Source organism: Rhizobium johnstonii 3841, from assembly GCF_000009265.1.
GTDB lineage: Bacteria > Pseudomonadota > Alphaproteobacteria > Rhizobiales > Rhizobiaceae > Rhizobium > Rhizobium acaciae.
The window spans coordinates 1958584-1983318 of the sequence record NC_008380.1 but is presented as its reverse complement, the minus strand read 5'-3'; the positions used below and the strand labels follow the sequence as shown (position 1 = coordinate 1983318).

General features: G+C 61.9%; 25 protein-coding genes. 10 read left to right on the top strand and 15 right to left on the bottom strand.

Annotated features, from left to right (window positions below):
* Positions 1-171: 171 nt before the first annotated feature.
* Genes RL_RS09830 through RL_RS09820 form a run of 3 tightly spaced genes read right to left on the bottom strand, consistent with a single transcriptional unit; the run spans position 172 to position 3305 of the window.
* The gene (locus RL_RS09830) at positions 172-1344 is read right to left on the bottom strand and encodes an acetate/propionate family kinase (RefSeq protein ID WP_011651508.1); all 1173 of its coding nucleotides are present in this window, start codon (positions 1342-1344) and stop codon (positions 172-174) included.
* Positions 1337-1690 (bottom strand): hypothetical protein, encoded by a 354-nt coding sequence (locus tag RL_RS09825; RefSeq protein WP_028742141.1) that lies wholly within the window; start codon positions 1688-1690, stop codon positions 1337-1339. Before RL_RS09825 ends, RL_RS09830 begins: the two co-directional genes overlap by 8 nt.
* Positions 1671-3305: an MBL fold metallo-hydrolase gene (locus RL_RS09820; RefSeq protein WP_011651507.1), complete on the bottom strand. Its 1635-nt coding sequence runs from the start codon at positions 3303-3305 to the stop codon at positions 1671-1673. The genes RL_RS09825 and RL_RS09820 overlap by 20 nt, the downstream gene beginning before the upstream one ends.
* A 215-nt stretch (positions 3306-3520) precedes the next feature.
* On the opposite strand from RL_RS09820, the gene RL_RS09815 reads away from it, so the two are divergent.
* Entirely contained in the window at positions 3521-4168 is a 648-nt protein-coding gene (locus RL_RS09815; protein ID WP_011651506.1) for a BON domain-containing protein, read from the top strand.
* Between the two features lie 78 nt (positions 4169-4246).
* On the opposite strand, the gene RL_RS09810 is transcribed toward RL_RS09815, so the two are convergent.
* A complete protein-coding gene (locus tag RL_RS09810) occupies positions 4247-4756 on the bottom strand; it encodes an Hsp20/alpha crystallin family protein (RefSeq protein WP_041936263.1) in 510 nt (169 codons plus the stop codon).
* Positions 4757-4962: 206 nt separating this feature from the next.
* Between RL_RS09810 and RL_RS09805 the strand changes: the two genes are divergently transcribed.
* The gene (locus tag RL_RS09805) at positions 4963-5406 is read left to right on the top strand and encodes a hypothetical protein (protein WP_011651504.1); all 444 of its coding nucleotides are present in this window, start codon (positions 4963-4965) and stop codon (positions 5404-5406) included.
* Here RL_RS09805 and RL_RS09800 read toward each other — a convergent pair.
* Complete coding sequence (locus RL_RS09800; protein ID WP_011651503.1) at positions 5369-6112, bottom strand: response regulator; 744 nt, start codon at positions 6110-6112, stop codon at positions 5369-5371. The genes RL_RS09805 and RL_RS09800 overlap by 38 nt on opposite strands.
* A 122-nt stretch (positions 6113-6234) precedes the next feature.
* Between RL_RS09800 and RL_RS09795 the strand changes: the two genes are divergently transcribed.
* The 3 genes from RL_RS09795 to RL_RS09785 are packed head-to-tail and all read left to right on the top strand — an operon-like array spanning position 6235 to position 9204.
* Positions 6235-6969 carry a helix-turn-helix domain-containing protein gene (locus RL_RS09795; protein ID WP_011651502.1) on the top strand — a complete coding sequence of 245 codons (735 nt, stop codon included), beginning with the start codon at positions 6235-6237 and terminating at the stop codon, positions 6967-6969.
* Entirely contained in the window at positions 6947-8866 is a 1920-nt protein-coding gene (locus tag RL_RS09790) for a hybrid sensor histidine kinase/response regulator (protein ID WP_011651501.1), read from the top strand. The genes RL_RS09795 and RL_RS09790 overlap by 23 nt, the downstream gene beginning before the upstream one ends.
* Before the next feature lie 23 nt (positions 8867-8889).
* Entirely contained in the window at positions 8890-9204 is a 315-nt protein-coding gene (locus tag RL_RS09785) for a hypothetical protein (RefSeq protein ID WP_041936262.1), read from the top strand.
* Positions 9205-9209: 5 nt separating this feature from the next.
* On the opposite strand, the gene RL_RS09780 is transcribed toward RL_RS09785, so the two are convergent.
* From RL_RS09780 to RL_RS09770, 3 genes are all read right to left on the bottom strand, one after another.
* Complete coding sequence (locus RL_RS09780) at positions 9210-9857, bottom strand: BON domain-containing protein (protein WP_011651500.1); 648 nt, start codon at positions 9855-9857, stop codon at positions 9210-9212.
* 124 nt (positions 9858-9981) lie between these two features.
* Positions 9982-11337 (bottom strand): trypsin-like peptidase domain-containing protein, encoded by a 1356-nt coding sequence (locus tag RL_RS09775; RefSeq protein ID WP_011651499.1) that lies wholly within the window; start codon positions 11335-11337, stop codon positions 9982-9984.
* Positions 11338-11445: 108 nt separating this feature from the next.
* Positions 11446-12429, bottom strand: coding sequence for a zinc-dependent alcohol dehydrogenase family protein (locus tag RL_RS09770; protein ID WP_028742145.1), 984 nt, complete (start codon positions 12427-12429; stop codon positions 11446-11448).
* Between the two features lie 165 nt (positions 12430-12594).
* Here RL_RS09770 and RL_RS09765 point away from each other — a divergent pair, with 165 nt between their 5' ends.
* Together RL_RS09765 and RL_RS40485 are read left to right on the top strand one after the other, a co-directional pair.
* Entirely contained in the window at positions 12595-12894 is a 300-nt protein-coding gene (locus tag RL_RS09765) for a hypothetical protein (protein WP_028742146.1), read from the top strand.
* A gap of 263 nt (positions 12895-13157) precedes the next feature.
* Complete coding sequence (locus RL_RS40485; protein ID WP_244432361.1) at positions 13158-13295, top strand: universal stress protein; 138 nt, start codon at positions 13158-13160, stop codon at positions 13293-13295.
* 12 nt (positions 13296-13307) lie between these two features.
* Here the strand turns inward: RL_RS40485 and RL_RS09755 are convergent, their stop codons facing one another.
* Both RL_RS09755 and RL_RS09750 read right to left on the bottom strand, forming a co-directional pair.
* Positions 13308-13679, bottom strand: a complete 372-nt coding sequence (locus tag RL_RS09755) for a hypothetical protein (RefSeq protein WP_011651496.1) — start codon at positions 13677-13679, stop codon at positions 13308-13310.
* A 46-nt stretch (positions 13680-13725) separates the two neighbouring features.
* Positions 13726-14184 carry a pyridoxamine 5'-phosphate oxidase family protein gene (locus RL_RS09750; RefSeq protein WP_011651495.1) on the bottom strand — a complete coding sequence of 153 codons (459 nt, stop codon included), beginning with the start codon at positions 14182-14184 and terminating at the stop codon, positions 13726-13728.
* A gap of 129 nt (positions 14185-14313) precedes the next feature.
* Between RL_RS09750 and RL_RS09745 the strand changes: the two genes are divergently transcribed.
* Positions 14314-15135 (top strand): universal stress protein, encoded by an 822-nt coding sequence (locus tag RL_RS09745; protein WP_011651494.1) that lies wholly within the window; start codon positions 14314-14316, stop codon positions 15133-15135.
* Here RL_RS09745 and RL_RS09740 read toward each other — a convergent pair.
* Both RL_RS09740 and RL_RS09735 read right to left on the bottom strand, forming a co-directional pair.
* Positions 15132-16994: a heavy metal translocating P-type ATPase gene (locus RL_RS09740; RefSeq protein ID WP_011651493.1), complete on the bottom strand. Its 1863-nt coding sequence runs from the start codon at positions 16992-16994 to the stop codon at positions 15132-15134. The genes RL_RS09745 and RL_RS09740 overlap by 4 nt on opposite strands.
* 28 nt (positions 16995-17022) lie before the next feature.
* A complete protein-coding gene (locus tag RL_RS09735; RefSeq protein ID WP_011651492.1) occupies positions 17023-17346 on the bottom strand; it encodes a TraR/DksA family transcriptional regulator in 324 nt (107 codons plus the stop codon).
* A 236-nt stretch (positions 17347-17582) separates the two neighbouring features.
* Between RL_RS09735 and RL_RS09730 the strand changes: the two genes are divergently transcribed.
* Complete coding sequence (locus tag RL_RS09730) at positions 17583-20264, top strand: cation-translocating P-type ATPase (RefSeq protein WP_011651491.1); 2682 nt, start codon at positions 17583-17585, stop codon at positions 20262-20264.
* 66 nt (positions 20265-20330) lie between these two features.
* The gene (locus RL_RS09725) at positions 20331-21164 is read left to right on the top strand and encodes a universal stress protein (protein WP_011651490.1); all 834 of its coding nucleotides are present in this window, start codon (positions 20331-20333) and stop codon (positions 21162-21164) included.
* A 202-nt stretch (positions 21165-21366) separates the two neighbouring features.
* Here the strand turns inward: RL_RS09725 and RL_RS09720 are convergent, their stop codons facing one another.
* From RL_RS09720 to RL_RS09710, 3 genes are all read right to left on the bottom strand, one after another.
* On the bottom strand, positions 21367-22695 hold the full coding sequence (locus RL_RS09720) for a hypothetical protein (RefSeq protein WP_011651489.1): 1329 nt from the start codon (positions 22693-22695) through the stop codon (positions 21367-21369).
* A gap of 357 nt (positions 22696-23052) precedes the next feature.
* Positions 23053-23685 (bottom strand): maleylacetoacetate isomerase, encoded by a 633-nt coding sequence (gene maiA / locus RL_RS09715; protein ID WP_011651488.1) that lies wholly within the window; start codon positions 23683-23685, stop codon positions 23053-23055.
* Positions 23682-24707 (bottom strand): fumarylacetoacetate hydrolase family protein, encoded by a 1026-nt coding sequence (locus RL_RS09710; RefSeq protein ID WP_011651487.1) that lies wholly within the window; start codon positions 24705-24707, stop codon positions 23682-23684. Before RL_RS09710 ends, maiA begins: the two co-directional genes overlap by 4 nt.
* Positions 24708-24735 lie beyond the last annotated feature (28 nt).

The following is a 24735-nucleotide window of genomic DNA, read 5'->3' as shown; positions in this document are numbered from 1 at the left end:
GTCGTCGTGCCTTCCTCACAAATCCGCACACATGGATCTTGCGGTGACTGGTGCGACGGCACGTCAACCGATGAATGAGATACGGATAGCCGTGAATAGGCGAAGATGACCGGGCTATCCCGTTAAAATGTCGTCGAACCGCGCGTCGCCGAGTGCAGACATGTTTGATCGTCAAAGCTTGTGGCGACGGATGACTTCGATCGCTTCGTCGGCGATGACCTGTTCCTCGTCGGTCGGAATGACGAGGGCGACGATTTCGCTTTCCCTCGCGCTGATTACGGTCGCGTTCATCTTGTTCGCGGGCTCGCTCAACGAGAGACCCAGCCAACCCAGATGGTGGGCGACGCCATTGCGTATCTCCGGCTGATGCTCGCCGACGCCGGCGGTGAAGACGATGGCGTCCACCCCGCCCAGAGAGACGGCGAGCCTTCCTATCTCGCCGGCGATCCTGAAGCAGAAGAGATCGAGGGCTTCCCTGGAGGCCGGATGGAAGTCCTCCAGCAGGACGCGGACGTCGCCGCTTTTCCCGGAGACGCCGAGCAACCCGCAACGGTTATAGAGGAAATCCTCGAGACGATCTGCGTCGTGACAATTGTTGCGCAGGAGATGGACGACGGCGCCGGGGTCGAGCGAACCCGGCCGGGTCGACATCGGAATTCCGTCAAGCGGGGAGAAGCCCATACTGGTGTCAATACTCACGCCGTCGACCATTGCGCAAAGGCTCGCGCCGCTTCCAAGATGCGCGCAGACGACACGGCCAGCGGCCAGGTCGGGATCGTGTTTCCTGAGTTCGCCGGCGACGTACTTATAGGAAAGACCGTGGAAGCCGTATCTCCGGACACCCGCATCATGCAGCGCCCTTGGAATGGCAAGCCGTACGGCAAGACTGCTCTGCGACGAATGGAATGCGGTATCGAAGGACACCGTCTGCGGTATGTCCGGATATGCGCTCCAGACTGCGTGGACGATCGCAAGCGCTGGAGGAAGGTGCACCGGCGCGAGATGCGTCAGATCTTCCAATTTAAGGACCACCTCGGGCTCCAGCAGAACGGGGCCATCGAAGACCTGTCCGCCGTGGACGATGCGATGGCCGGCCACGACGGGGTCGAATCCTCTGCCGACGATGCAATCGACGACCTGCGAAACTAGCCGCGCGTCGATCGCTGTCCCGGACGGAAGATCGACGGCCTCGTCCCCGCCAGAAAATCGGAAGGTGAACCTTGGCTGGTCCCCGAGCGTGGCAATGCCGCCTCCCAGCCGGAGTGCTCGACCGTCCTTCAGCTTGAAGACGCCGACCTTGAGGCTGGAGGATCCGGCGTTGAAGCTGACCGCGACCCTATCCATGGCCCGAAGCCCTGGAGCGTGCCGTTTCAGCGGACTTCGCAGCCACCTTCGTTGCAGCCTGCCTGCCTGCCTCCTTGCTTGCCTCTTCGAAGAACTCGCATGCGTACTCGAGGACGGACGTCTCGTCTTCCGACGAAAGACCGAACGGCACGCACTGCTCCTTCATGGCCCGCAGGACCTTTTTCTTTAACGCAGCGACCGCAAAGGCATTCTTCGAAGCGAGAACCTCCCGCAGGCAGGTTATAGCGACGACCTCCAGGACGGTAAGCTTGCCTTGCACCTCACCCTGGGTCGGTATCGCGAAGCGTTCTCCGCCGCGCTTGCAGTCACGATCCATGATTAACATTGCCGTCTCTCCTCCCTTCGACCGCCGAAACATCGTCCGGGTCCAGTGCGCGTCGAAGCCTGCGCAGCACGACCGCGCGGCCCTTCTCGTCGGCGACGGATTTCAGACGATCGGACAGGTCCAGAACGAACCGCTGATAGTCGTTGTTCCAGTCAGGCCTGCCGGGCACGACCGGCTTGATACGTGCGGGCGTCCTGTCTTCGATGAGGCGTGCACCCGCCGGTGAAAGCTCGTAGGCGTCGTCCAGCGACGGGCAGACGACCTTTGCGGAAACTTGCTTCGGGAGCCGGGCGGACATCGCTTCACGAGCGCGCTCCTCTCCATGGACAAGGAAGATCGCCTTCCGGATCGGTTCCCGGCCAGCAACCCACGCATCCAGTTCGCTCGCATCCGCATGTCCGCTGTAGGCGTCGAGCGTGGCCATCCTGGCGCAGACGTGGATCTCCTCGCCCTGGATGCGGACGTCGGTCGCGCCCTCCTGCAGGATGCGGCCGAGCGTCCCCGCCGCCTGAAACCCGACGAACAGCACGGTGCACTCCTGCCGCCAGAGCCAGTTCTTCAGGCGGTGGCGGATCCGCCCCGCCTCGCACATTCCACTTGCCGCGATGATGATGTGAAAGCCCCGGACGAGATCGAGGGCCTTCGACTGCTCGGCCGTCTCGGTGAAACGGACGTTCGGCGCGTTCAGAGCGCGAAGGAACGCCTTGCCGTGACCGAGGTCGGCCGCATGCTTCTTGAATGCCTCGGTCGCTCGCGATGCAAGCGGCGAGTCAATCATGATAGGGCACCGCGGCACCTCTCCTTCGTCCATGAGGGCGACGAGATCGGTCAGCACTTCCTGCGTCCTCTCGACGGCGAAGGAGGGAATGAGAAGGACCCCGCCGGGGCTGTTCGAACTCGCCACCACTTCGCGCAGCCGGTCCCGTCGATCCTTCAGAGCGTACTCTTCCCGTTCCCGGTCTCCGTATGTGCTTTCGCAGATGAGGTAGTCGACCCCGGAAGGCGCCAGAGGAAGATTTTCAAACAGCTTGTTGCTCGCCCCGACGTCGCCCGAGAACAAAATTCTTGTCGCCCCGTCGGCGCCCGCCGTCTCCACTTCGATCGATGCGGAACCCATCAGGTGTCCGGCATTCCAGTAACGGAACCTTAAGCCGCCAACGGTCTCCCGCCACTCGCCGTACTCGACCGCGATGAACTGCGGCAGCATGCTGCGGGCGTCGTCGGCGGTATAGATGGGCTCCACCGTCTCTCGCGCCCTTCGGCGATTCCTTCGGTTGAGCTGTCGGACCTCCGACTCCTGGATATGACCGGAATCCTGGAGCATGATCGTGCAAAGGTCGATCGTTGCCGGCGTTGCATAGATCGGCCCGCCATATCCCGCCTTCGCAAGCTTCGGAAGCAGCCCCGAGTGGTCGATGTGCGCGTGTGTGAGCAACACCGCGTCGATCCGCGATGTTACAAATGGGAATGGCTTGTAGTTGAGCTCCTTCTCCGACTTCGAGCCTTGGAACATTCCGCAGTCGATCAGTATGCGCGCGCCACCGGTCTCTAGAAGGAAGCTCGACCCGGTGACCGACCCCGCGGCGCCGTGGAAGTGAAGGATCGGATTGGCCATGACAACTCCTGTGTGTTGTCGGGCACTCTATGGCAGCTCGGACGACCGCACGTTGACGAAGGTCAAAGACATGTTCGGTGCGCGCCTGACGTTCGGTCGATTGGGAAGATGCAGGTCGTCGCCGGTTCAATTGACCGAGCGCAACGCCGGAAATTTTGGACGGCGCATCATACTCCGCGAGGCCAACGGGGTTCGGAACCCAACAGGAGGCAGAAATGACGGACTTAGGAATCCAACAGGACATACTCGACGAGCTGGCGTTCGAACCCAGCATCGACGCCGCCCATATCGGCGTCTCGGTGGAAGATGGCATTGCGACCCTCTCCGGTCATGTGTCGACCTATGCCGAAAAGCTGACAGCGGAAGACGTTGCAACGCGGGTGAAGGGCGTCCGGGCGGTGGCTGTGGAGATCGAGGTGCGGTGCGTAGGTCACAAGCAGCATGCGGACGACCAGATCGCATCGAGGGCGATCGACATCATCGCCTGGACCACGGCGCTTCCGGAGGGACCGGTTCATGTAAAGGTCGAGAGCGGCTGGGTGACGTTGTCGGGCGAAGTGCGCTGGCAGTTCCAGAAAGCTGCCGCCGAGCATGCCGTCAGGAAGCTCGGTGGCGTGGTCGGCGTCCTCAATCTGCTGACGATACGGCCGTGCCCGACGGTGCCGGACGTCCGCCGGCGGATCGAGGAAGCGCTGAAACGGAGCGCTGAAGTCGACGCTGGCGGCATTTCGGTCAAGGTTCAGGATGACAAGGTCGTTCTCGAAGGCGGCGTGCGCGCCTGGCACGAGCGCGGCGTCGCCGAACGGACGGCTTGGTCTGTTCCAGGTGTTGCCACCGTCGAGAACCACATCCGCATCAACTGAAAAAGAGGGAGGGGTCACCCCCTCCGTCTCTCCGCGCCCACCGTACGCCACCCCCTCGGCGTAGCGGAGGAATGGCTGTCAGGCCGCCTTGACCGTAATCTTCTTGCCGTTCTGCTGCCGCTCGGGCGTCTTCGGCAGCGAGACCTTGAGAACCCCGTTGGAAAAGTTCGCCTCGATCTTCTCGCTGTCCACGCCGCGCGGCAATTCCAGGCTTCGATGGAACGATCCGTAGCGCCGTTCGGAAAGGTAATAGTCCTTTTCCTTTTCCTCCTTGGTCTCGTTCTTCTCACCCTTGATGGTGAGCACACCGTCGGCGAGCGTGACGTCAAGATCCTTGGCGTCGACGCCCGGAAGCTCGGCCGACAGCTCGAAGGCTTTTTCGGATTCTACGAGATCGACGGCGAGCATGCCGCGCGAGAACGCGGCCGGCATCCTGCCGAAGGCCCGGTCGAAAATCGACGGACTGCCGAAGTCGTTGAGCACGCGGTCGATCTCGGACCGAAGGCTGTCGAGGGGCCGCCAGCGGTCGACTGGCGCCGCCGGCTTTGCTTCTGTCTCTACGGAAAGTTTCGTTGGAGAGTCTGCCATTGTCATTCTCCTTCTCTCAAGAATGCCGTCGTTCACAGGCGGCGACGCGCACATAGAACAGTCCATTGCATCCTCAGTCTTTGATCACCGTCAAATCACCCTGGCTTTTGTCATTCGAGTTTCCCCGGACTGAGGATTGACCTGGGACAAGGCCCCAACTGCCGGACCATGCGAACCTCTCCTCTCGATCGAAGAGGAAAACCACCATGACGTCGGGATATTGCGTCCGCCTGCTCCACATGGACGATGCACTGCACGCCTACAGCCTGATCCAGGTGGCGGCTCCTTGCTTTTCTGCCGATGATTGGGCGCAAGTCGTGGCCAGCGCCGATCAGTGGACGCTCGTCTCGTTAAAGGATCCAGCAGGGTATCTGCGTGGGCTGGCCGTCTACCGGATCGGCACGCATCCGATCGCCGGACGATTGATGGACGTTCCGATCTTCGTGGCGGCGAGCGTCATTGACGACGTGACCATCGCGGATGTCCTGTTCACCTCGTTGAGAAAGCGATCGGCAGGATGCAACTTCATGCGGTTCTGGGCGCGGTGTCCAAGCGATCTCACAGAGATGGAAAGCAAGGGCAGATTTCGTCGGTGGGATCATGGCCTGATGGTCAGGGTTGACCAGAAGCCGTCTCCAGCCTTGCTGTAAAGAGATATCCGACGCCGCGGACCGACTTGATCAGGCGGGGGCTTGCCGGATCCGTTTCGATCTTGCGACGGAGCCTGACGATCAGCGCGTCGATCGTGCGATCGAAGCCGTCGCGGCCTCGCTTGCGCGTCAGATCCATCAGCATGTCGCGCGTAAGGACCCGGCCGGCATGAGCGGCAAACACGTGCAGCATGTCGAACTCCCCCGTCGACATCGCCACTTCGTCTCCGGCAGGGTTGGTCACCGCCCGCCGTTCCACATCCAGCTTCCACCCCTCGAAGCGGAAAACGTCACCCTCAATCCTGACCGGGTCGCCTGCAGGGCTCCTGCGCCTTAGCACGGTCTTGACCCGAGCCAGCACCTCCCTCAGATGAAAAGGCTTGCCGATGTAGTCGTCCGCACCAACCTCGAGTCCGACGACGCGATCCATGACGTCGTCGCGGCCGGACAGCATGATGATGGGAACGTCCGAACCTGAGCGGATTTCCCTTGCGAGCTGGAGCCCGTCGCAGTCTCCCGGCAGAACGAGATCGAGCAGGACAGCATCGAATTTCGCCCCCGCCATTCTGGCGCGCATTTGCGAGCTGCCGCCCGCTACGTCGACGTCGAACCCCTCCTCGCCGAGATACTGCGCGAGCATTCTTTGGATCCGGACGTCGTCGTCCACGACAAGTATGCGGGTCCGCCTGACAGTTCCGCTCGTCATCCCAGCATTCTCAAGTTGTTACGGATTGTTACACGATCGCATCAATTCTTACGCTTCTCGCATCCCTGTGTCATCAGGCTCCTGTTAAATCCAGGCCACGCAACGGCAGAGGGAGGCACGACATGCAAGCGGTATCAAACATTCACTCACTCGAACGCCCACGGGCGCACGGGATGATCGACTTCGCGCCGCTGTTCATGCGCCAGACCGTCGAGACAGCACAGTCGGGAACCACGATCTTCTTCGAAGGCGACGCCGCCCGCCATGTGTTTCGCATCGTGCGCGGGAACGTCCGCATATGCCGGTTCCTTCCTGACGGCCGCCGCATCATCATCGGTTTTCTTGGTGCGGGCGACCTGGTCGGACTGTCTTTTCGCAACCGCTACTTGTTTGCAGGCGAAGCTATCGACGAGGTGGCCTTCTCCCGGATGAACAAGCGGACGCTGGAAGAGGAACTGCAACTCGTGCCTGATTTCCGGCTTCAGCTTCTGTCGCAACTTCGCGACGAAATTTCCGCAGCGCAGGACCACATGCTCCTACTGTCCCACAAGAACGCCGAGCAGCGCGTCTGCACCTTCCTGCTGCATCGGCTGGAACGGAACGAGGGGCGGGACGGCCGGACGATCAGTCTGCCGATGGTCCGCGCCGACATCGCCGACCATCTCGGCATGACGATCGAGACCGTGTCGAGGACGCTTACCAAGCTGGTCGCCAAAGGCATACTATTGCCTGCGGACAAGCATCAGTTCAAGGTTGCGAGCCGGTTGGCACTGGCCCGCACCGCCGACGAAGACCCGGACGACCTGTTCGAGGACGTAGACGCAGGAGCACGCTGTGGTGGAACACGCTACCAGTGAGACAGACCTGGACCGGATCGTGCGCATGTTCGACGGCGCCAACCTGATCGTCCACGGCTTCGACGGCGTCATCCAGCGCTGGACCTCGGGCTGCGAGCAGCTCTATGGATGGTCCGCCTCGGAGGCCGTGGGAAATGTGGTCCACGATCTTTTGGACACGCAATTTCCGGCCGGCGTGGAAGAGCTTCGGACCGAAGTGCGTGACAAGGGGTTCTGGACCGGACAGGTGGGGCACCGGCGAAAGGACGGGGTCAGACTGGCGATTGTGACGCGGTGGACCGTTCTCGAACTTGGCGATCCGGATACGCTCATCATCCAGTCCAACAACGACGTGACCCTCATGCAGCAGGTGGGGGACGAGCTGCGGGAGCGGCAGGCACACCTGCAGTCCATCCTAGCCACGGTCCCCGACGCAATGATCGTGATAGACGACAAGGGTTGCATCGCCTCGTTCAGCACCGCGGCGGAAAAGCTCTTCGGTTACTCCGCCGACGAGGCCATCGGGCAGAACGTCTCGATGCTGATGCCGTCGCCCGACAGGGAGGCGCACGACGGATATCTGGATTCATACATCCGGACCGGACGCCGCCGGATCATCGGCTACGGGCGCGTGGTTGTCGGCCTCAGGAAGCACGGGACCACCTTTCCGATGGAGCTCTCGGTCGGCGAGGCGGTCGCCGGCGGCAAGCGGACGTTCACGGGCTTCGTCAGGGATCTGACGAGCCGCCACCGCATCGAGGCCGAGCTGCGGCAGTCGCAGAAAATGGAGGCGGTCGGACAGTTGACCGGAGGGCTCGCGCACGATTTCAACAATCTGCTCGCCGTCATTATTGGAAATCTCGAAATGCTGGAGGCCCGTCTTGCCGAGCCGGGGCAGTTGTCCCTGCTGCGAGAGGCGCAGTCCGCGGCCGACGACGGCGCCAGACTGACCTCGCAGCTTCTGGCGTTCGGAAGGCGGCAGGCTCTCGCACCGACGGTGCTGGACGTCGGCGCCCTCCTTGGAGAATTTTCAGACCTCGTCCAGCGAACGCTCGGCGATTCCGTCGAGCTCCGGACGATCATTCCTGGACGGCGGCTGAGCGCAATGGCAGACAAGGCGCAGCTTCAAAGCGCGCTTCTCAACCTTTCGATCAACGCCAGGGACGCGATGCCTGCCGGGGGCCGTCTGACGATCGAGATATCCGGCGTCGAGATCGACGCCGACTACGTCGGGATGTACCCGGCGATCCGCCCCGGCAGATACGTCCTCATTTCGGTCACCGATACGGGCACCGGAATGACATCCGAGGTGATGGAGAGAGCTTTCGAACCGTTCTTCACCACGAAACCGACGGGCTCGGGAACGGGGCTTGGGCTCAGCATGGTCTACGGTTTCGCAAAGCAATCCGCAGGGCACCTGCAGCTCTACAGCGAACCTGGCGAGGGGACGACTGTGCGCCTCTTCCTTCCGCGCGCCGATGGTGGAAGGGATTCCCATCCGGACGAGCAGCAGGTCAAGGACGCCCCCTCTCCTGGCACCGAAACCATCCTGGTCGTCGAAGACGACGCGAGAGTTCGCCGAGTGACGATCAGCCGTCTGCAGACGCTTGGCTACTCGGTGATCGAAGCCACGAACGGGATCGACGCGTTGAAGGAGCTGGAGGCGGGGCACGACGTTGCATTGCTGTTTTCAGACGTCGCCATGCCCGGCATGAACGGCGACGAACTGGCCCGCAAGGTTCGCGAGCGCTGGCCGAGGGTGAAAATCCTTCTCACGTCCGGCTTTTCGGAACCCCATGCTGCGGAGAAGGAGATCGAAGCAGGCGCCGGCTGGCTAAAGAAGCCATACACGGCGTCGGAGATGTCGACCCGTCTCAGGCTGTTGCTCGACGCGAGGCATGGTAGCGATTCTGCTTGACGGCGGGATTCCAAGTCGGAGAAATGGGAAAGTTCTCGTTCGCGCTGTCGCCGTTCGGATACGAACATCGAACTCGGTATCCGTCCTGGCGGCTGATCCAGTCAACATCCCTGATCGGCCTTTCTGGGCAACAAGCTTTTCCTGATGCTCGCGACGAAGGCTCAGCATCGGCAGGTCCAGAATTTCGTTTCGAAGACGAGAGCGACACCGCAGTCGGGCAAAGCGGAAGAGACGGTCTGATCTTCGATCTTGGCATTGGTGGCGTATGCGAGGGCGCTCGCAGCGGCGCCCTCGCTGCCGAGTGGGCGGAGCGGTTAACGTCCAGCCGCTCCGGCTAATTCGATCAACCGACCGTCAGCCGGTCGTCGAGAGTGCTGATCCCCGGAGCAGACCATGCAGCGCGCTCCGCTGCCTGCCGTTCCGACCAGGTCTTCACATTGCCGGATAGGGTGACCTTTCTGCCTTGGACGTCGATTCTGATTGCACCGGCCTCCAGAGCGGCGTCGCGCTGGAACGCATCTTCTATGCGTTTCTTGACGTCCACGGCCGTAATGCGCGGCTTCAGCTCCACGAGATTGGATACCCCTACAACGCCGGCGAGATCGCGCACCGCGTCGTAGGTTGCGTTCTTTTGATATTGCCACTCGACCTGGCCCCGCAGGGTGATCCACCCCTTGAGGACCCGCACCTGCACCGAATCCTTTGGCACGGAGACGTTCCAGTCGAGCATCTTGACAGCCCGACGGGCGATGTCGTCGTCGTCTGTTTCCTTCGGGCCGAAAATCTGGACCTCTATGTCGGCAGCTATTCCGCGTACGCCCTTGACGCGACGAACCACCCGCTCTGCGGCCTCTTTCTCCGCGTAGGTACGCACGTGGCCTGTCAGGGTTACGATCCCGCTGTGGACCGCGACGCCGATACCAGCCGCGTCGATACTGGGCTCGAATTCCATTTCGTCGAGAATGCTCTGTCTGAGATGAATGTCGTTCATAATAACCTCCTTCAGGTTTGTGACTTGCCGACCGTGCCAGCGCCGCAGAATTTCGTCGTTGATCTTCATCAAGCACGAGAGCGGCCTTGATATTTCAGCGGACTGAACACCGTCTGCGGGGCTGCTACTGGGTCTGCACGTCGGCGGCCACGAAGAGGCGATGGCCGTTCCTCACGACGGTGACGAGAGCGCGGGCATGCTCCTTCATGAGAATTGCAAGCACTTGCCCGACGTCCGTCACCGGCTGCTGGTCGAGAGCGACGATAACGTCGTCCAGTTGCAGACCGGCCTGTGCCGCGACCGAACCCTCGGCGACGACGACGACGCGCGCGCCGAGACCGTCGGGGGAGTTCGCCATCTCGACGTCAGCGAGAGGGCCGCGAGCGATATGGATGGTGCGGGGAGCGGCCGGTTCGGCGACCGGTGCGGCGGACACCGCGGGAAACGCCTCTATCCTTCGGCTGGCGCGATCGATCTGGAAGGACGGCCTGGACTGCAATGGTAGCGATCCCACAAGCCTGCGTACGTCGGACGCGCCGCGCACCGTCCTTCCGTCGACCATTCGGATGACGTCGCCCGGCTGAATTCCTGCATTCGCCGCCGGCGAACCGGGCCGGACTTCGCTGATGAGCGCCCCCGGCCCTTCATTGACGCCGAACGCCCTTGCAAGACCGGGCGTCAGGTCCTGAGTGACAACTCCGACCTCGCCGCGTACCATCTTGCCGGTTAGGATGAGCTGCCGCATCACGATACCGACAGTCTCGGCGGGCACTGCAAAACCAATGCCGATGCTTCCGCCGGCGGGGCCGATGATCGCGCTGTTGATCCCGACGACGACACCGTTCTCGTTTACAAGTGCGCCGCCCGAGTTGCCGGGATTGGTCGAAGCATCCGTCTGAATGAACCCTTCGTAACCCTCCGATCCTACGGCGCGGCGTCCAAGCGCGCTGACGATGCCCATCGTCGCAGTCTGGCCCAGCCCGAAGGGATTCCCGATCGCCACGACGACGTCGCCGACATGCAGGGAGGACGCGCTTCCAAAATCGGCCTGAACAAGATGATCGGGCGGAATTTGAACGACAGCGACATCCGTCTCGGGATCGGCGCCGACGAGTTTCGCTTTGAAGCGTCGGCCATCGGAAAGCACCACCTCGATTTTTGAGGCGCTTGCTATGACATGCTGGTTGGTGACGATGTAGCCGTGGACCTCGTCGATGACGACACCCGAGCCGGCTGATTGGAAGCCGTGCTCTGCCGGCGCGGCGTCGTCAGGGAGTCCGAAAAACTTTCTGTAGAAGGGATCGGCGAGCGTCGCATCCGCGTCGTCGAGTTCCTTGCCCTGCACCGAGATGCTGACGACGCTCGGCACGACCCTCTGGAGCATCGGCGCGAGCGACAGGCTGTTTGCTACGGCTGGAGCCGACAACAGGCTCTCACCTGCGATGAAGAGCGCCACCAAGGCTAGCAACGAACGCGACATGTCTGATCTCCTCGCGAAAGCGCCGCCGCTTGTCGACGGACGTCTTGACCAAGAAGCTTCCGTTTTCCCCGAACGATCCGCATTGATCCTCGTCAACGAGGATGGCGGCTACGGAACGATGACGGCTGCGCCGGTGAGGCGGCCTGCTCGCAGGTCGTCGAGGGCATCGTTCGCGTGCTCGAGAGCGTAGACGCTGGTGACGCATCGGACGCCGGCCGCCTTCGCGATCGAGAAGAATTCGGTTCCGTCGTTCCGGGTCAGATTCGCCACCGAGACCACTCGCCGCTCACCCCAGAGCAGACGGTAGGGCATGCTTGGGATGTCCGACATGTGGATGCCGCCGCAGACCACCGTTCCGCCCTTCCGCACTATGTCGAGCGCCATCGGCACGAGTTCGCCGGCCGGCGCGAAGATGATGGCGGCGTCGAGCGGCACCGGCGGCCTTTCACCGGAGAACCCGGCCCAGACGGCGCCAAGGTCAAGCGCGAACTTCCGCCCGGCCTCGTCTCCGGCACGCACGAATGCATAGACGCTCTGGCCTCGATGCTTGCATACCTGCACGAGGATGTGGGCGGCCGCGCCGAACCCGTAGATGCCGATCGTCCTCCCCTCGCCCGCCATCTTCAGGGATCGCCACCCGATGAGGCCCGCGCACAGAAGAGGAGCGGTCGCCACAGGGTCCGTATCGTCAGGCAGTTCGAACGCGTAGCCCGCCTCGACAACCGCATGCGTCGCGAAGCCGCCGTCGATGGTGTACCCAGTGAAGCCAGGCTCGTCGCACAGGTTCTCGCGACCCTCGCGGCAATATTCGCAGTGCCCGCAGGTGTGGCCCAGCCAGGGTACTCCGATTTTTCGACCGACAAGACGACCGGGAGCGCCCTCGCCGGTTGCGATCACGGTTCCCACAATCTCATGCCCAGGAACGAGAGGAAGCTTTGGCTGGGAGAGGTCTCCGTCGCAGACGTGAAGGTCCGTCCGGCAGACGCCGCAGGCCTCCACCTTGACGACGACCTGGCCGGGCGGCGCTGGCGGGTCAGGCAGCTCCACGAGACGAAGCGGACGTCGCACCTGTTCAAGTACCATCGCCCTCACGTTTCCCTCCATCGGCACGTGCCACCGCTATGATCGTATCACTACCTTCCCGACCTCGACTTGATCCCGGTCAAACATCCGGATTGACGCTCGTCAAAGACGGAACGCCGCGGGGCAGATAGGCTTCTGGACACGGCGCCACGACCTCATCCAAAGGAGACGGACATGCGCGAACAAGAAAAGGCACGCAAGACAGCAACCGACGTAGCCACGACCATTCCTCCGGTCGAGCGAGTGTCCGCAGACCTTGTTCTCGGACGTCGAGACGAGGATCGCTGGGAGGTGACGGCGGCGACGCCGCGAGGCCAGGCATGGGCGAGAGACCATTTCTGCTGCGCGCTCCGGCAATCCTTCCCTGGCACCATGTGTCTCGACATCATGAGCGCCGATCGGCTTCTCAAGGAAGCGCATGGCGATGGACTGACCACCGAGTTCGTCAGCCTGTCTGGAAAAGACATATACTGAGATATTCGCCACAGTCGTCTGCGTCATCGCCAGAGGATCCCGGCAACGCATGCTCCAGCTCGCCCCCAACGGAAGCCTCCACCTCGTTCACGCGGTAGACGGCCTGCCCTCGCCGGCCTCGCCGGACGATTGGGCGGTCGAGGTGATGGCCGCCGCCGAGACCAGACTTTCGGAAGCTCTGCGGTCGACCGACACTCCTGCTTCGATACACGTCCGCGCGGGCACCCGTCTGCGGGCACCCGTCTCAGGTCATCGTCGCCGTCGTGAAGGAGACCATCGCAGATCTCGTCGTGATCGCCTTTCACCGGGATGACGTGCTCGACCGGGTCTTCGGCTCGGTCGTGGACCATGTCGTGCAGCGCGCACCATGCTCCGTGCTCGTCTTGCGAGCGACCCGGTGACCGCCGCACGTTTCACACGACCGTCTTCGCTTCAGCCTCCCCGACCTGACCGGCCGCGACGTCACGATACAGTTCGGCCGAGTGTGCCAACAGTCGTGACCCTGTCTCAAAGAACCGCGCCACCTCCACAGGATATACCTCCAGCTCGCTCTCGACGAAGTCCGAAAGAACCGCGACTGTATCGCCGTTGTCGATACTGCAGGCGAGTCGCGCCAGGAATTCAGAGCATCGAAGCCCGCGTCGAGCAGCGGACGCCGTCAAATCCGTGGTTACACTGGCCGACGCGGCGAAGATCTCGTCTTGAATCAGGAACCCCGTGCGAACGATGGGTGCGAGGTTGGAGGTGAATATGGCGCTCGGATGGAGACTGGGAAAATATAGCATGTGGTGCTCCGTTTGTAGGATGTGGTTTCGGCTCGAGCATTGACGGTCATTCCGTTCTGATTGCGCACCGTCCCGACACGGCCGTGACGGCAATGCCGTAGAAGACGTGAGGAGAACCGTCGGGCATGGGGACCTCATGAGGCTTCATTGAGCCGATCTCCCACCAGTCCGAATACTTTTGGAGAAGCGACCACGCATGGAGCCTTTCGCTTGGTCGCGCGTCGCTGTCAGGAAACTCCTCGAACCTGCCTTCGACGACGACGCTCGTCCACCCGCCGGCGCTCGAACGCTGCTCGACGTGAAGGCAGACCTTGTCGTTTCCCCGCATCCAGTCGAGCTTCTTGCCGGGCATGGTGAAGCTATAGGCGACGCCGCTGGAAAAGGCGAAATAGATCGCTGCCACGTAAGGCTGTCCATCCTTGCAGCATGCCAGATGACCGAAGCGCTCGTTCTCAAGGATTCGGTAGCACTCACCGGGGTTGATCTCCGTCAGCTTGATCGTCATGGCCGTGTCCTCCAGCTCTAATGAAGACACGATCATAGGAGCTTCGTTGCGCCGCGGCCTTGACAAAGCTCAATGCGAACTCTCTCTGCGGCATGCATCATGACGGAAGTTTAATCTCAGGAGGCCAGCATGAAGCCGCAGTTCCATCTCCCGTTATCGACCTATCCCGACCCGAGTTCCTTTACCATAGTCGACAACGCGATCGACCTCGCTCGGCAGAACGACGCCGATCTCGTCGCCAGCATCCCGCAAGTCCGGATCCCCCAGGTCCATCAGCCCTTTCCCACTTTTATCGATGTCGACACATGGCGGGGACAAGCAGAGGGGTATAGCCGGGACAGCGGGAATTCGCTGCGGGAACACGTCACCGACGCTATTTCGGAAACTGGCTTCGAGGTGCGAATCCACGGATTCGAGGTCCGGGAACCGTTCGTCTATGAACGCTTTTCCGAAATTGCCAGGTGCCACGACCTCTCCATCGTCGAGGCTTCGGAACTGTCCCGACAGCTTTCCGAGACGCTGCTGTTCGGAAGCGGCCGCCCCCTAGTACTATTTCCTGCGACCAGCGTCTGCTCTCGTGTGGACACGATCGCCGTTGCCTGGGACGGCAGCGCCACCGCGGCGCGCGCCCTTTCCTGCGCACGCATCTTCATCGAGCGCGCGACCAAGGTGCAGGTCATCTCGATCACCGACGACAAGGAGATCGACGAGGCGAACCGCGCGCTCCTGATCGCCTCGTTGAAACACTCGGGATTCGACGTGGAAGACGTTTCGATCCAGGCAGGCGGCGAGACCGCGACAGCCGCCATCCAATCGGCCGCGCGGGAACGAAAGGCGGACCTTCTGGTCGCGGGCGGGTTTGGCCATTCGCGGCTTCGTGAATTCATCCTTGGCGGCGTTACTCGGGAACTGCTCGTCAAGGCCGATCTGCCGGTGCTTCTCGCCCATTAGAGAGCGCGAAGGGCGTTGAGAATGACCGCCACGTCGATGGCCTCCTGAAGCAATGCCCCGCCGACTGGCGGAAGGTATCCCGCTCCCGCGAACCCCATCGCGAGGAGCGAGAGACCTATGCCGGCATAGATGCTTTGAAGCGCGATCTTGCGCGAACGACGCGCGATGCCGATCGCCGTCGCTATCTTGGTGAGGTCGTCCCGGACGAGCACGATATCCGCGGCCTCCGCGGCCGCCGCAAGGTTCTCGACGCCTACCGCGATTCCTACATCGGCTGCCGCCAGCGCTGGCGCGTCGTTCACGCCGTCGCCGACCATCAGCACTTTCCCGTGGACGCGTTCCTTTTCGATGACTGCGACTTTGTCTGCGGGAGCGAGCCTCGCCGCGACGTCGTCCAAGCCCAGCGAGCGAGCTATGGCTGTCGCGATAGCCAACTCGTCGCCAGAAGCCAGGACTACTCGAGAGATTCCTGACGCCCTGAGCTGGGTGACGAGTTGGACAGCGTCTTTGCGAAGCCGGTCTTCGAGCGTGATCGTCCCAGCCAGCGTGCCGTCAAACAGCACCATCACACGCATCGCGCTGCCTGACCCGTTAAGCCCGGACGGCGGCGCCTCTCCGAAATACGTGTCTCCTCCGACGCCGACACGCACCCCATCGACGATCCCGGAGATTCCGAATCCCGCGGTCTCGGTCACCTCCGATGGGCGACTCAGTACCAACCCACGTCTATGCGCCTCGTCCACCAGCGCGCGTCCGACCACATGGCCCGACGCCTGGTCCAGCGAGGCGGCCAGCCGCAGGATCCTGTCGGGATGCTCCGGGCCTGCTATCACGCCGACTTCCGGCTGTCCCGCGGTGAGCGTCCCCGTCTTGTCGAACACCGCCACAGTGGCCTGTGCGAGGGCTTCGAGAGGTCCCGCGCCCTTCACCAGAACGCCCTCCTTGGCGGCTTTTGAAGTGCCAGCCGCAAGTGCGACGGGCACGGCCAGGATCAAAGGACAGGGCGTGGCGACGACCAGCACGGCCACGATGCGCGACATGTCGCCTGACATAATTGCCGAGACTCCTGCAATGGCGATGGTTGCGACCAGGAACCAGAGCGAGAACCGGTCGGCGAGACGCATCAGCTTCGCCTTGGAGCGCCTCGATGCTTCCACGAGCCTGACTATTCCGGCATAGGTGCTGTCCTCTGCACGGCTCACAACACGAATTTCAATCGCGTCCCCCTCGTTCGTTGCGCCGCTCGAAATGTTGCCCCCCTTGGCGATGCGCACCGGGAAAGGCTCTCCGGTCAGCACCGCCTGGTCGATCGTCGCGACTTCGCCGACGAGGGCTCCGTCGGTCGGTACAACGTCGCCCTTGCGTATTAGGAGCACGTCGCCGACTGCGACCTTCTCGATCGGAATTTCTTCGAAACCGGTTCCGGCAAGCCGCAGGGCCGTCCGCGGTACTTGCGCCAGCAAAGCCGACATGCCCTCGTCGGCGCGACGATGTGCGTATGCCTCCAGAAACTGACCGCCGGAATACATGAGACCGACGATCGCTCCGGCAAGATATTCGCCGAACCACAAGGACGATCCCATGGCCATCGCCGCGATCAGATCCAGGCCGTATTCCTGCTTCCGCAGCTTCTTGGCGATCTCAATGCAAAGAGACAGCAGAATCAGGCTGGTGCAGCCCACCAGGATTAATCGATACCCAAGGCCGTGACCCGCGAGATAGAAGGCGAATGCGGCCGCGAGCGCAAGGAGCGACGACAGTACCAGAAGACCCGACCGGGAGCCCGCTTTCCTCAGTCGCAACATCCCGCCCTGATGCCACATCCACTTACCACCCCACCATGCCGCCGCTGTAGCCACCTCTCACCCTCCCATCAATCCAGAAGTCTCAGCGGAACGATTTTGCGCAATCGATGCAGAACGGCGTATAGGGGACCGCAGTTAGCCGCTCCTTGCCGATCCGATTGTGGCATTTGACGCATTTCCCATATGTATCGTCGTTCAGCCTGCCGATCGCCGCGTCGATGGCCGCGATCTGGTTGTGCCCCTCGGCTTGCATCTCGCGAAGAACCTCATCGTTTTCAACCTGGGTCGCGCGCTCCTCGCTGTCCTTCTCAAGCGCGACGCTGAGATCCGCACCGATCGCTCCGAGACGACGGGCAAGGTCATCCTTCATTGTCTGCAACACGGTCTGTACTGAGCTTTTGTTCATTTTAGTGCCTTCCAATCCTGCCTAACCAATGCTGGCCCCCACACGGCATCGTCGGAAACCGATCCAAGCGCAGCGTCTTCGAAACGCATTGGCCGCATAAGCCGCGGTCCACAAATCATCCGCAGCATATCTCAGTCCGATCGGAGCTCCTTGATCCCGGTCAATGCCCCGCGCGCGGGTGCACATAGGCTGTCGCGCGAGCTTTCAATGAAATCGTTGCGACAAGTCCGGAGACCATGATGAATCTTACGGCGCAGACACCCGCCCCCACGACGCCCAAGACGAACGGACTGACGAGCGTCGAGGCCGAGGCACGCCTCGCCGAGCTCGGACCTAACACGCTGCCCGAGCCTGAGCCCCCATCGCCGCTGAAGGTCTTCCTCATTCAATTTCGCAACCCGATCATCTATATTCTTTTGCTGGCATCGGCGCTCTCGTTTGCGACCGGCAGGATCGAAGACGCCCTGTTCATTTTCGTCGTGCTTCTGATCAATGCCTCCATCGGCACCTACCAGGAGTATTCGGCGGATCGAGCGGCTGCAGCCCTTAGAAAGCTTGAGCAGCCGTCGGCCAAGGTCATCCGGGACGGCGTGGCTAGTAGGATCGAGGCCAAACGGCTGGTCGTCGGCGATCTCGTCCTTCTGGAATCCGGCGACCGAATCCCTGCCGATCTGAGGCTTGTCGATGCAAGTGACCTCCGGTGCGACGAGTCACTTCTGACCGGCGAGTCGAAGCCGGTCCCCAAAGGGCCTATTGTCGAAGGCTCGTCGGATGTAACCCGCAATTCCTTGCTGCTGCTCGCGGGTTCCCTTGTGACACGCGGGCGAGCCAAAGGCGTCGTGACCGCTACGGGTACCGCGACCATGCTTGGCGGCATCGCCGTCGAGTTGGGAAGAGCCACTTCGTCGCAGCCCCCGCTCGTCGCCCGTCTGGCGAAGTTCACGAACGCGCTCGCGGTTTTCGTAGGATTGGCTGCATTGGTGCTGGTCCTCGCGGGCTTCATGCGGGGCCTTGCTCTGCACGATCTAGTCATGATGTCCGTAGGTCTGGCGGTGAGCGCTGTTCCGGAAGGCCTTCCGATCGCCATCTCCATCGCGCTTGCCGTCAGCATGCGGCGGATGGCCGCCCGCAACGTCATCGTCCGAAGCATGCCGGCCGTGGAGGCCCTGGGTTCGACCACGATGATCGCCACGGACAAGACAGGGACCTTGACCAGCAACGTACAGACAGTGACCGAAATTCGCCTGCCGGACGGAACGGACATTGCCCTGGACGCCCACGCCGATCTCGACAAGTGCGAGATCAGGGCGAGCGGCCTGCACAGCGACCTTGTCCGCGAGAGGGCGCGCAGGCTGCTACGCGCTGCACTGCTCGCAAACGAAGGAACCCTGGCTCGCCATGACGATCTCTGGGTCGCTGCCGGCGACACGGTCGACGTGGCGCTTCTTGCAGCAGGCCGAAAGGCGGGGCTGGGACAGGAAGAGCTGAACGACCGATACCCGCTGGCGGCAAGGATCGCCTACGAGCCCGAGCACAAATACGCTGCATCCTTCCACCACGGCAGCGATCGGATCCATCTCTTCGTCAAGGGGGCGTCGGAGGTCCTCATAGAAATGTCTGATCGCATGGACTCCGCAGGAAACGTAGTCGAAATCGACCGTGCATCGCTTTTGGCGCAGAAGGAAGAAATGGCCGCTCGGGGCCTCAGGGTGCTCGCGTTCGCCGAAGGGGAAGTCGGCGCGACGCTCGCCGGAAGCCTCGGACACGGTCACCTTGTCGATCTCGTGTTCTTGGGCCTGGCCGGACTACAGGACCCGGTTCGACCTGAAGTGCCGAACGCTATGAAAGATTGCCACGCGGCCGGTGTGCAGGTCGTGATGGTGACCGGGGACGACCCGCGGACCGCTGCCGCGATTGCCAGAGATTGCGGCTTGAGCTTTCACGCGGGCCAGGTCGTCTCTGGCAGCGACATCGATGAAGCCGCCCGAGCGGGCGACCAACGGCTGGACGAGATTACGAGAGAGGCCCGCATCTACGCCCGCGTGCAGCCGGCGCAGAAATCGGCGATCGTCGGATCCCTGATCCGCAATGGCCACATCGTCGCCGTGACCGGAGACGGTGTGAACGACGGTCCAGCGTTGAAGAAGGCGCATGTCGGTGTCGCAATGGGGCTCAGGGGAACCGAGGTAGCAAAGGAAAGTGCCGATCTCGTCGTCACGGACGATAACTTCGCATCCATCGTCGCGGGGATCGCCGAGGGGCGGGCAGCCTATCGCAACATCCGCAAGGTGGTGCTGATGTCGGTCGCAACAGGCGCCGCCGAGGTCCTGCTCTTCATGCTCGCGCTGCCATTCGGCCTGCCCATGCCACTCCTCGCTGTTCAGCTTCTATGGCTCAATCTCGTGACAAACGGCATCCAGGACGTCGCCCTTGCAGGCGGAAATCCGGAAGGAGACGAGCTGGCGGGGCCGCCACGTTCTCCGCTCGAGCCTCTCCTCGACCGGTTGATGATCCGGCGCGTCGTCCAATCGACGCTCGTCATCGGCGCGGGCGCCTTCCTCGCCTTCCAGTGGATGCTCGCGCACGGATATGGCGTTCCCGAAGCCCGCAACATAACACTTCTCATCTTCGTGATGTTCGAGAACGTCCAGACCCTGGCAAGTTCCTCCGAAAGACGATCGATATTCTCCGTCGATATCCTTCGGAACCGCTTCCTGCTCCTCTGCGTGCTCGCCGCCCAGATGATCCACATCTCCGCGATGTACATACCGTGGCTCAGCAGAACGCTCGGCCTTTCGCCGATCACGCCTCTTGAATGGGGCCTCAGCATGCTGATCGCTAGCTCCCTCGTTCTGGTGACCGAGGTCGACAAGCTCGTCTCCCGGCGACGCCGCGATCGTTCATCCCACGTTGCTTGACGAAGATCAAAGACGTCGCCGCAAGTGCCGTTATCCTCTCGATATTCAACAAGAGAGGTGATCGAAATGTCCATTCGCACGGTAATGAGCATCCTGACTTCCAAATATTTCGACGAAGATCTGAAGGCCGCCGTGGAGTTTTGCGGAGCCTCCGGAGCGCATCTCAGCGCGGTCGTGATCTGCATGGGCGCATCGCCGATGATGGGAGAATACAACTCCCTGTCGACCGTCTGGCTGGAAGAACGCCAGCGCGAAATCGAGGAACTCGTCAAGAAAGCCGAAGAGATCAAGGCGTATCTCTCGCGCACCGAACTGTCCTACGATGTGCAGGACGTCTATACGGAATATGCCTTTGCGCGGGAGGACGTTGCAGAACGGGCGCTCTATGCCGACGTCGTCCTCGTCGGCCGCCAAGCGTGCCAGGACGAGGAACTCCAGAAACGGGTCATGGATGGCGCTCTGTTCCGGACGCCGACGCCGGTCATCATCAACCGCGGACGGCGGCCGCTCTCTTCAACTTCAAAATCGATCGTACTGGCATGGGATTCGAGCGACGAGGCATCGCGTGCCGCAAGGCAGGCCCTAGACCTGTTGAAGGCGGCGGACTGCGTCTACGTGACCATGATCGATCCAGTCTCGCGAGAGCGGGTGAATGGAGAGGAGCCAGGCGCTGACATCGCGAGCTTCCTCTCCCGCCACGGGGTCAAGGTTCAGGTGGATCGTGTGGCCAGCGGCGGAAACAGGGCTGACGAGATTCTGAGGCAGCATGCGATGGATGTGAACGCCGATTTGATCGTCATGGGCGCATACAATCACCCCCGCTGGCAGCAGACGCTTTTCGGAGGCGTGACGCGCAACATGATCGAGCAAAGCAGCATGCCGATATTCATGGCTCATTGACGGCAGGGAGAACACGGCCGCGCTCCGTGCGCGGCCTTGCCGGAGTGGCAGCATGCCGATGGCGACGTGCGGCTGCGTCATCCCCACCACAAGGCACTTGACGGCTGCTAAGCCCCGTCTTCGCTTTTACGTCAGTCACCGCAATGACCGCCTCACCTTCCTTTAGGCAAACGGCCGCTTCTCGCCCGCGGACCGGCGATCCTTAATCTCCATACCGACGGGAGTTGGCATCGCATTTGTGCCACTCCCAGTTTATTCCGGCTTCGTCCTTATGGCCATAACACCAGTCCGCGCGATTGAGCAGCGGACCGAGTTCGTCGCGCCGTTTGCATGCCCGTAGCGTCTCAGGCCCCTCGCGATCGACACCCGTGCGGCAGATATCGTCCAATCCTGTCCACTGATGGATCAACCGATCCGGTGCCTTGGCCCCCTTGTCCGTGGCGAGCACCTTTCCGGTCTCGGACTCAATCTGCAGAGAGGCCGTGTTCCACACCAAAGAGAATTCCGCCATCCCGGAGGACGTCTTACCCGTGTCCCTGTTTCCGGCAAACCACTCGACAATTCCCGACATTTCGCATTTTCCGGCACAGCTGGCAGTCACGGAGCCCGGCTTGACGCTGTAGATGCGCTTCGGCCAGCGTTGGGCGAAGGCTGCCTTTTCCTTCAGGACGGCGTCTTTGTCGACCGAGTTTCCGAAGAAGGAGACCTCGTCGGCATAGACGCCCTTCATAAAGGCCAACGCCGAGGCACTGTCTTTCGACCATTCGTCATTGTATCGGTTGACGAAATCAACCGCCTCCGTGGTCAGGTCGCCGGGTTCGGAGGCGCCCACCTCCTCGGAAGCGCTGAGGTCTGACGGCATGTCGGCGGGTGTTGCGCTCTCCTGCGGTGCGGCGCCGGGCGGGGGCGGCGCGCTTTCCTGTGCCGAGGGCATATCCTCGGGCGTGTTGATGTTCCAGTCTCGCATTTCCGCAGCGGTGAGATACCGTATATCGGTGCTGTCGATCGACAGGCTGAGCTGCAGCAGATTGGGGCTTACTCCCATGTCGGTGAGATAGCCGATGATCTCGCCGGTCATCAATTGAACGGTCGAGACAGCCAATTTGTTGTCCATGGGGACATCGTCGGATAGGGAAATCCGATGCACGCCGATGGAGCCCGGCTCGGCGAACCTTTCGACGCCACCGACGAAGGCGAAGGCGCAAGCCGATGCACATTCCATGGCTCTGATCTGGAGCGTTCTTGCATTCAGTGCGCGGATGGCGCGGCCGAACCTGATCGCGGTGACCACGTTTCCACCGGGCGAGTCAAAGCTGAGGTAGTCCGCTTGGTACTGCGTGTATTCGTCGACAAGCTGCGTCGGATCGTCGGAGAATTCAAACACGCCCTTTATGACCAGACCACGTCCCGGGGCGCCGTCCAGACGTTGGTAGGAAATTGCTGCATGCCCCTCTCCTGCCATGGCGACGAACGCAAGCAGCATCGATATGAACGAGACGGATTTCCGCATTCTTCTCCAGCCTTCGAGCACGTATATCTCTCCTGTCGTCACTCGCAGCATATCTTGCCCACCTATTGCCGGGCGATCATCGAATCCTTGCGATGAGACCGTCAGCTTTCAATGCGACTAAACCCGTGTCCATCACGAGTTTGAAGATCAACAGCTTTAACGAGAACATTTCAGACCTACCCCAATCATCTGATCAATGCACAAGGGGCAATCTTCTGGCAAGCGGCACAATCAGAAGTGTTGATACAAGGTAAACGTCGGTTCCTCGCCGCGATCGTGAGATCCCAGTCCACGCGATCTGATGCGTGCCGGCCACGGATGCGAGAGCCGCAGGAAGAAGGGAACGCTTCTTCGGATTCCGTCCCGGCTGGTCTGCCGTTACGGTTTCACGCGGTCGGGATGCGCCGCCTGGAAGGCCGGCAGGTCTGCGCATCTGCCGTCGATGTCGACGATGCGTTTGAAAGCGGTCATATCAACGCCCCAGCGGCGGGCGTTGTAGACCTGGGGAACAAGGCAGAGGTCCGCCATGGTCGGCGTGTCTCCAACGCTGAACGCGCCGTCGGCTTTGCCGATCATCGCTTCCAGTTTGCGCAGTCCGTCTGAGATGAAATGCTTCATCCATTCCTCGCGAGCATCGGGCTTCTCGGTCATGCTCATCAGATGCGACACGACATGCATGTTGCAGATCGGATGGATGTCCATGGCGACCGCATATGCGAGGGCGCGGACTTTCTGGCGATCGGCGATATCCGATGGCAGCAATCCGCATCCCGGCTGAAGCTCGGCAAGATATTCGATGATTGCCAGCGACTGCGTCAGTGTTTTCCCGTCGATCACCAATGTCGGCACCAGTCCCTGCGGGTTGAGCGTGATGTAGTCGGGGGTCTTGTGCGCCCCTTCCAACAGGTTGATGGACACCGTCTGATAATCGACGCCCAAGAGATTGAGCGCGATGCGGACGCGATAGCTCGCCGATGATCTCCAGTAGTCGTAAAGAACGACCTCGTTCATTGCGGGTCGGCTCCCCGGTATTTTTCGACCGTCTGCTCGATCGCCCCGAAGATCGAATGGCCGGCATGATCCTTCATCTCGATGCGGACCTGATCCCCGAACTTCATGAAGGGGGTTCTCGGCGAGCCGGCCTCGATCGTCTCGATCATCCTGAGTTCGGCGATGCAGGAGTAGCCGTCTCCTCCCTCTTCCACCGGTTTGCCCGGGCCGCCGTCCAGCTTGTTGGACACCGTTCCCGAGCCGATGATCGTGCCGGCCGCGAGATTGCGGGTTTTGGCGGCGTGGGCGATCAGTTGGCCAAAATCGAACGTCATGTCGATGCCGGCGTTGGCTTTGCCGAACGGCTTGCCGTTCAGGCTGACGAGCAGCGGGAGATGCAGCTTGCCGCCGTCCCAGGCATCTCCGAGTTCGTCCGGCGTCACCGCGACCGGAGAAAATGCCGATGCCGGCTTCGACTGGAAGAAACCAAATCCCTTTGCCAATTCGTCCGGGATCAGACCGCGCAGCGACACGTCGTTGACCAGCATCAGCAGGCGGATGGCGCCGCGCGTGGCCTGCGGGCTGGACCCCATGGCAACGTCGCCGGTGATGACGGCCACCTCGCCCTCCATGTCGATCCCGTAAGCCTCGTCGGCCATCGCGATCGGGTCACGCGGTGCCAGGAAAGCGTCCGAACCGCCTTGATAGATCAGCGGATCGGTCCAGAAGCTCGCCGGCATCTCGGCGCCGCGCGCCTTGCGCACCAGTTCGACATGGTTGACGTAGGCAGAACCGTCGGCCCATTGATAGGCCCGCGGCAAAGGTGACGTTGCGTCATGTTCGTGAAACCGGATCGTCGGCTGAGCGCCCGTCTCGACACCTTCGGCGATGAGCGCGAGCCTCGGAGCCACATGCTCCCAGTCATCGAGTGCTGCCTGCAATGTGCGTGCGATATGACCGACCTCGGAACAGCGGGTCAGGTCGCGGGAAACGACGGCGAGCCGGCCGTCCCGCGTGGAGTCTTTTAACGTCGCAAGCTTCATGTCCGAGATCCCGTGCCGGAGGATGGCT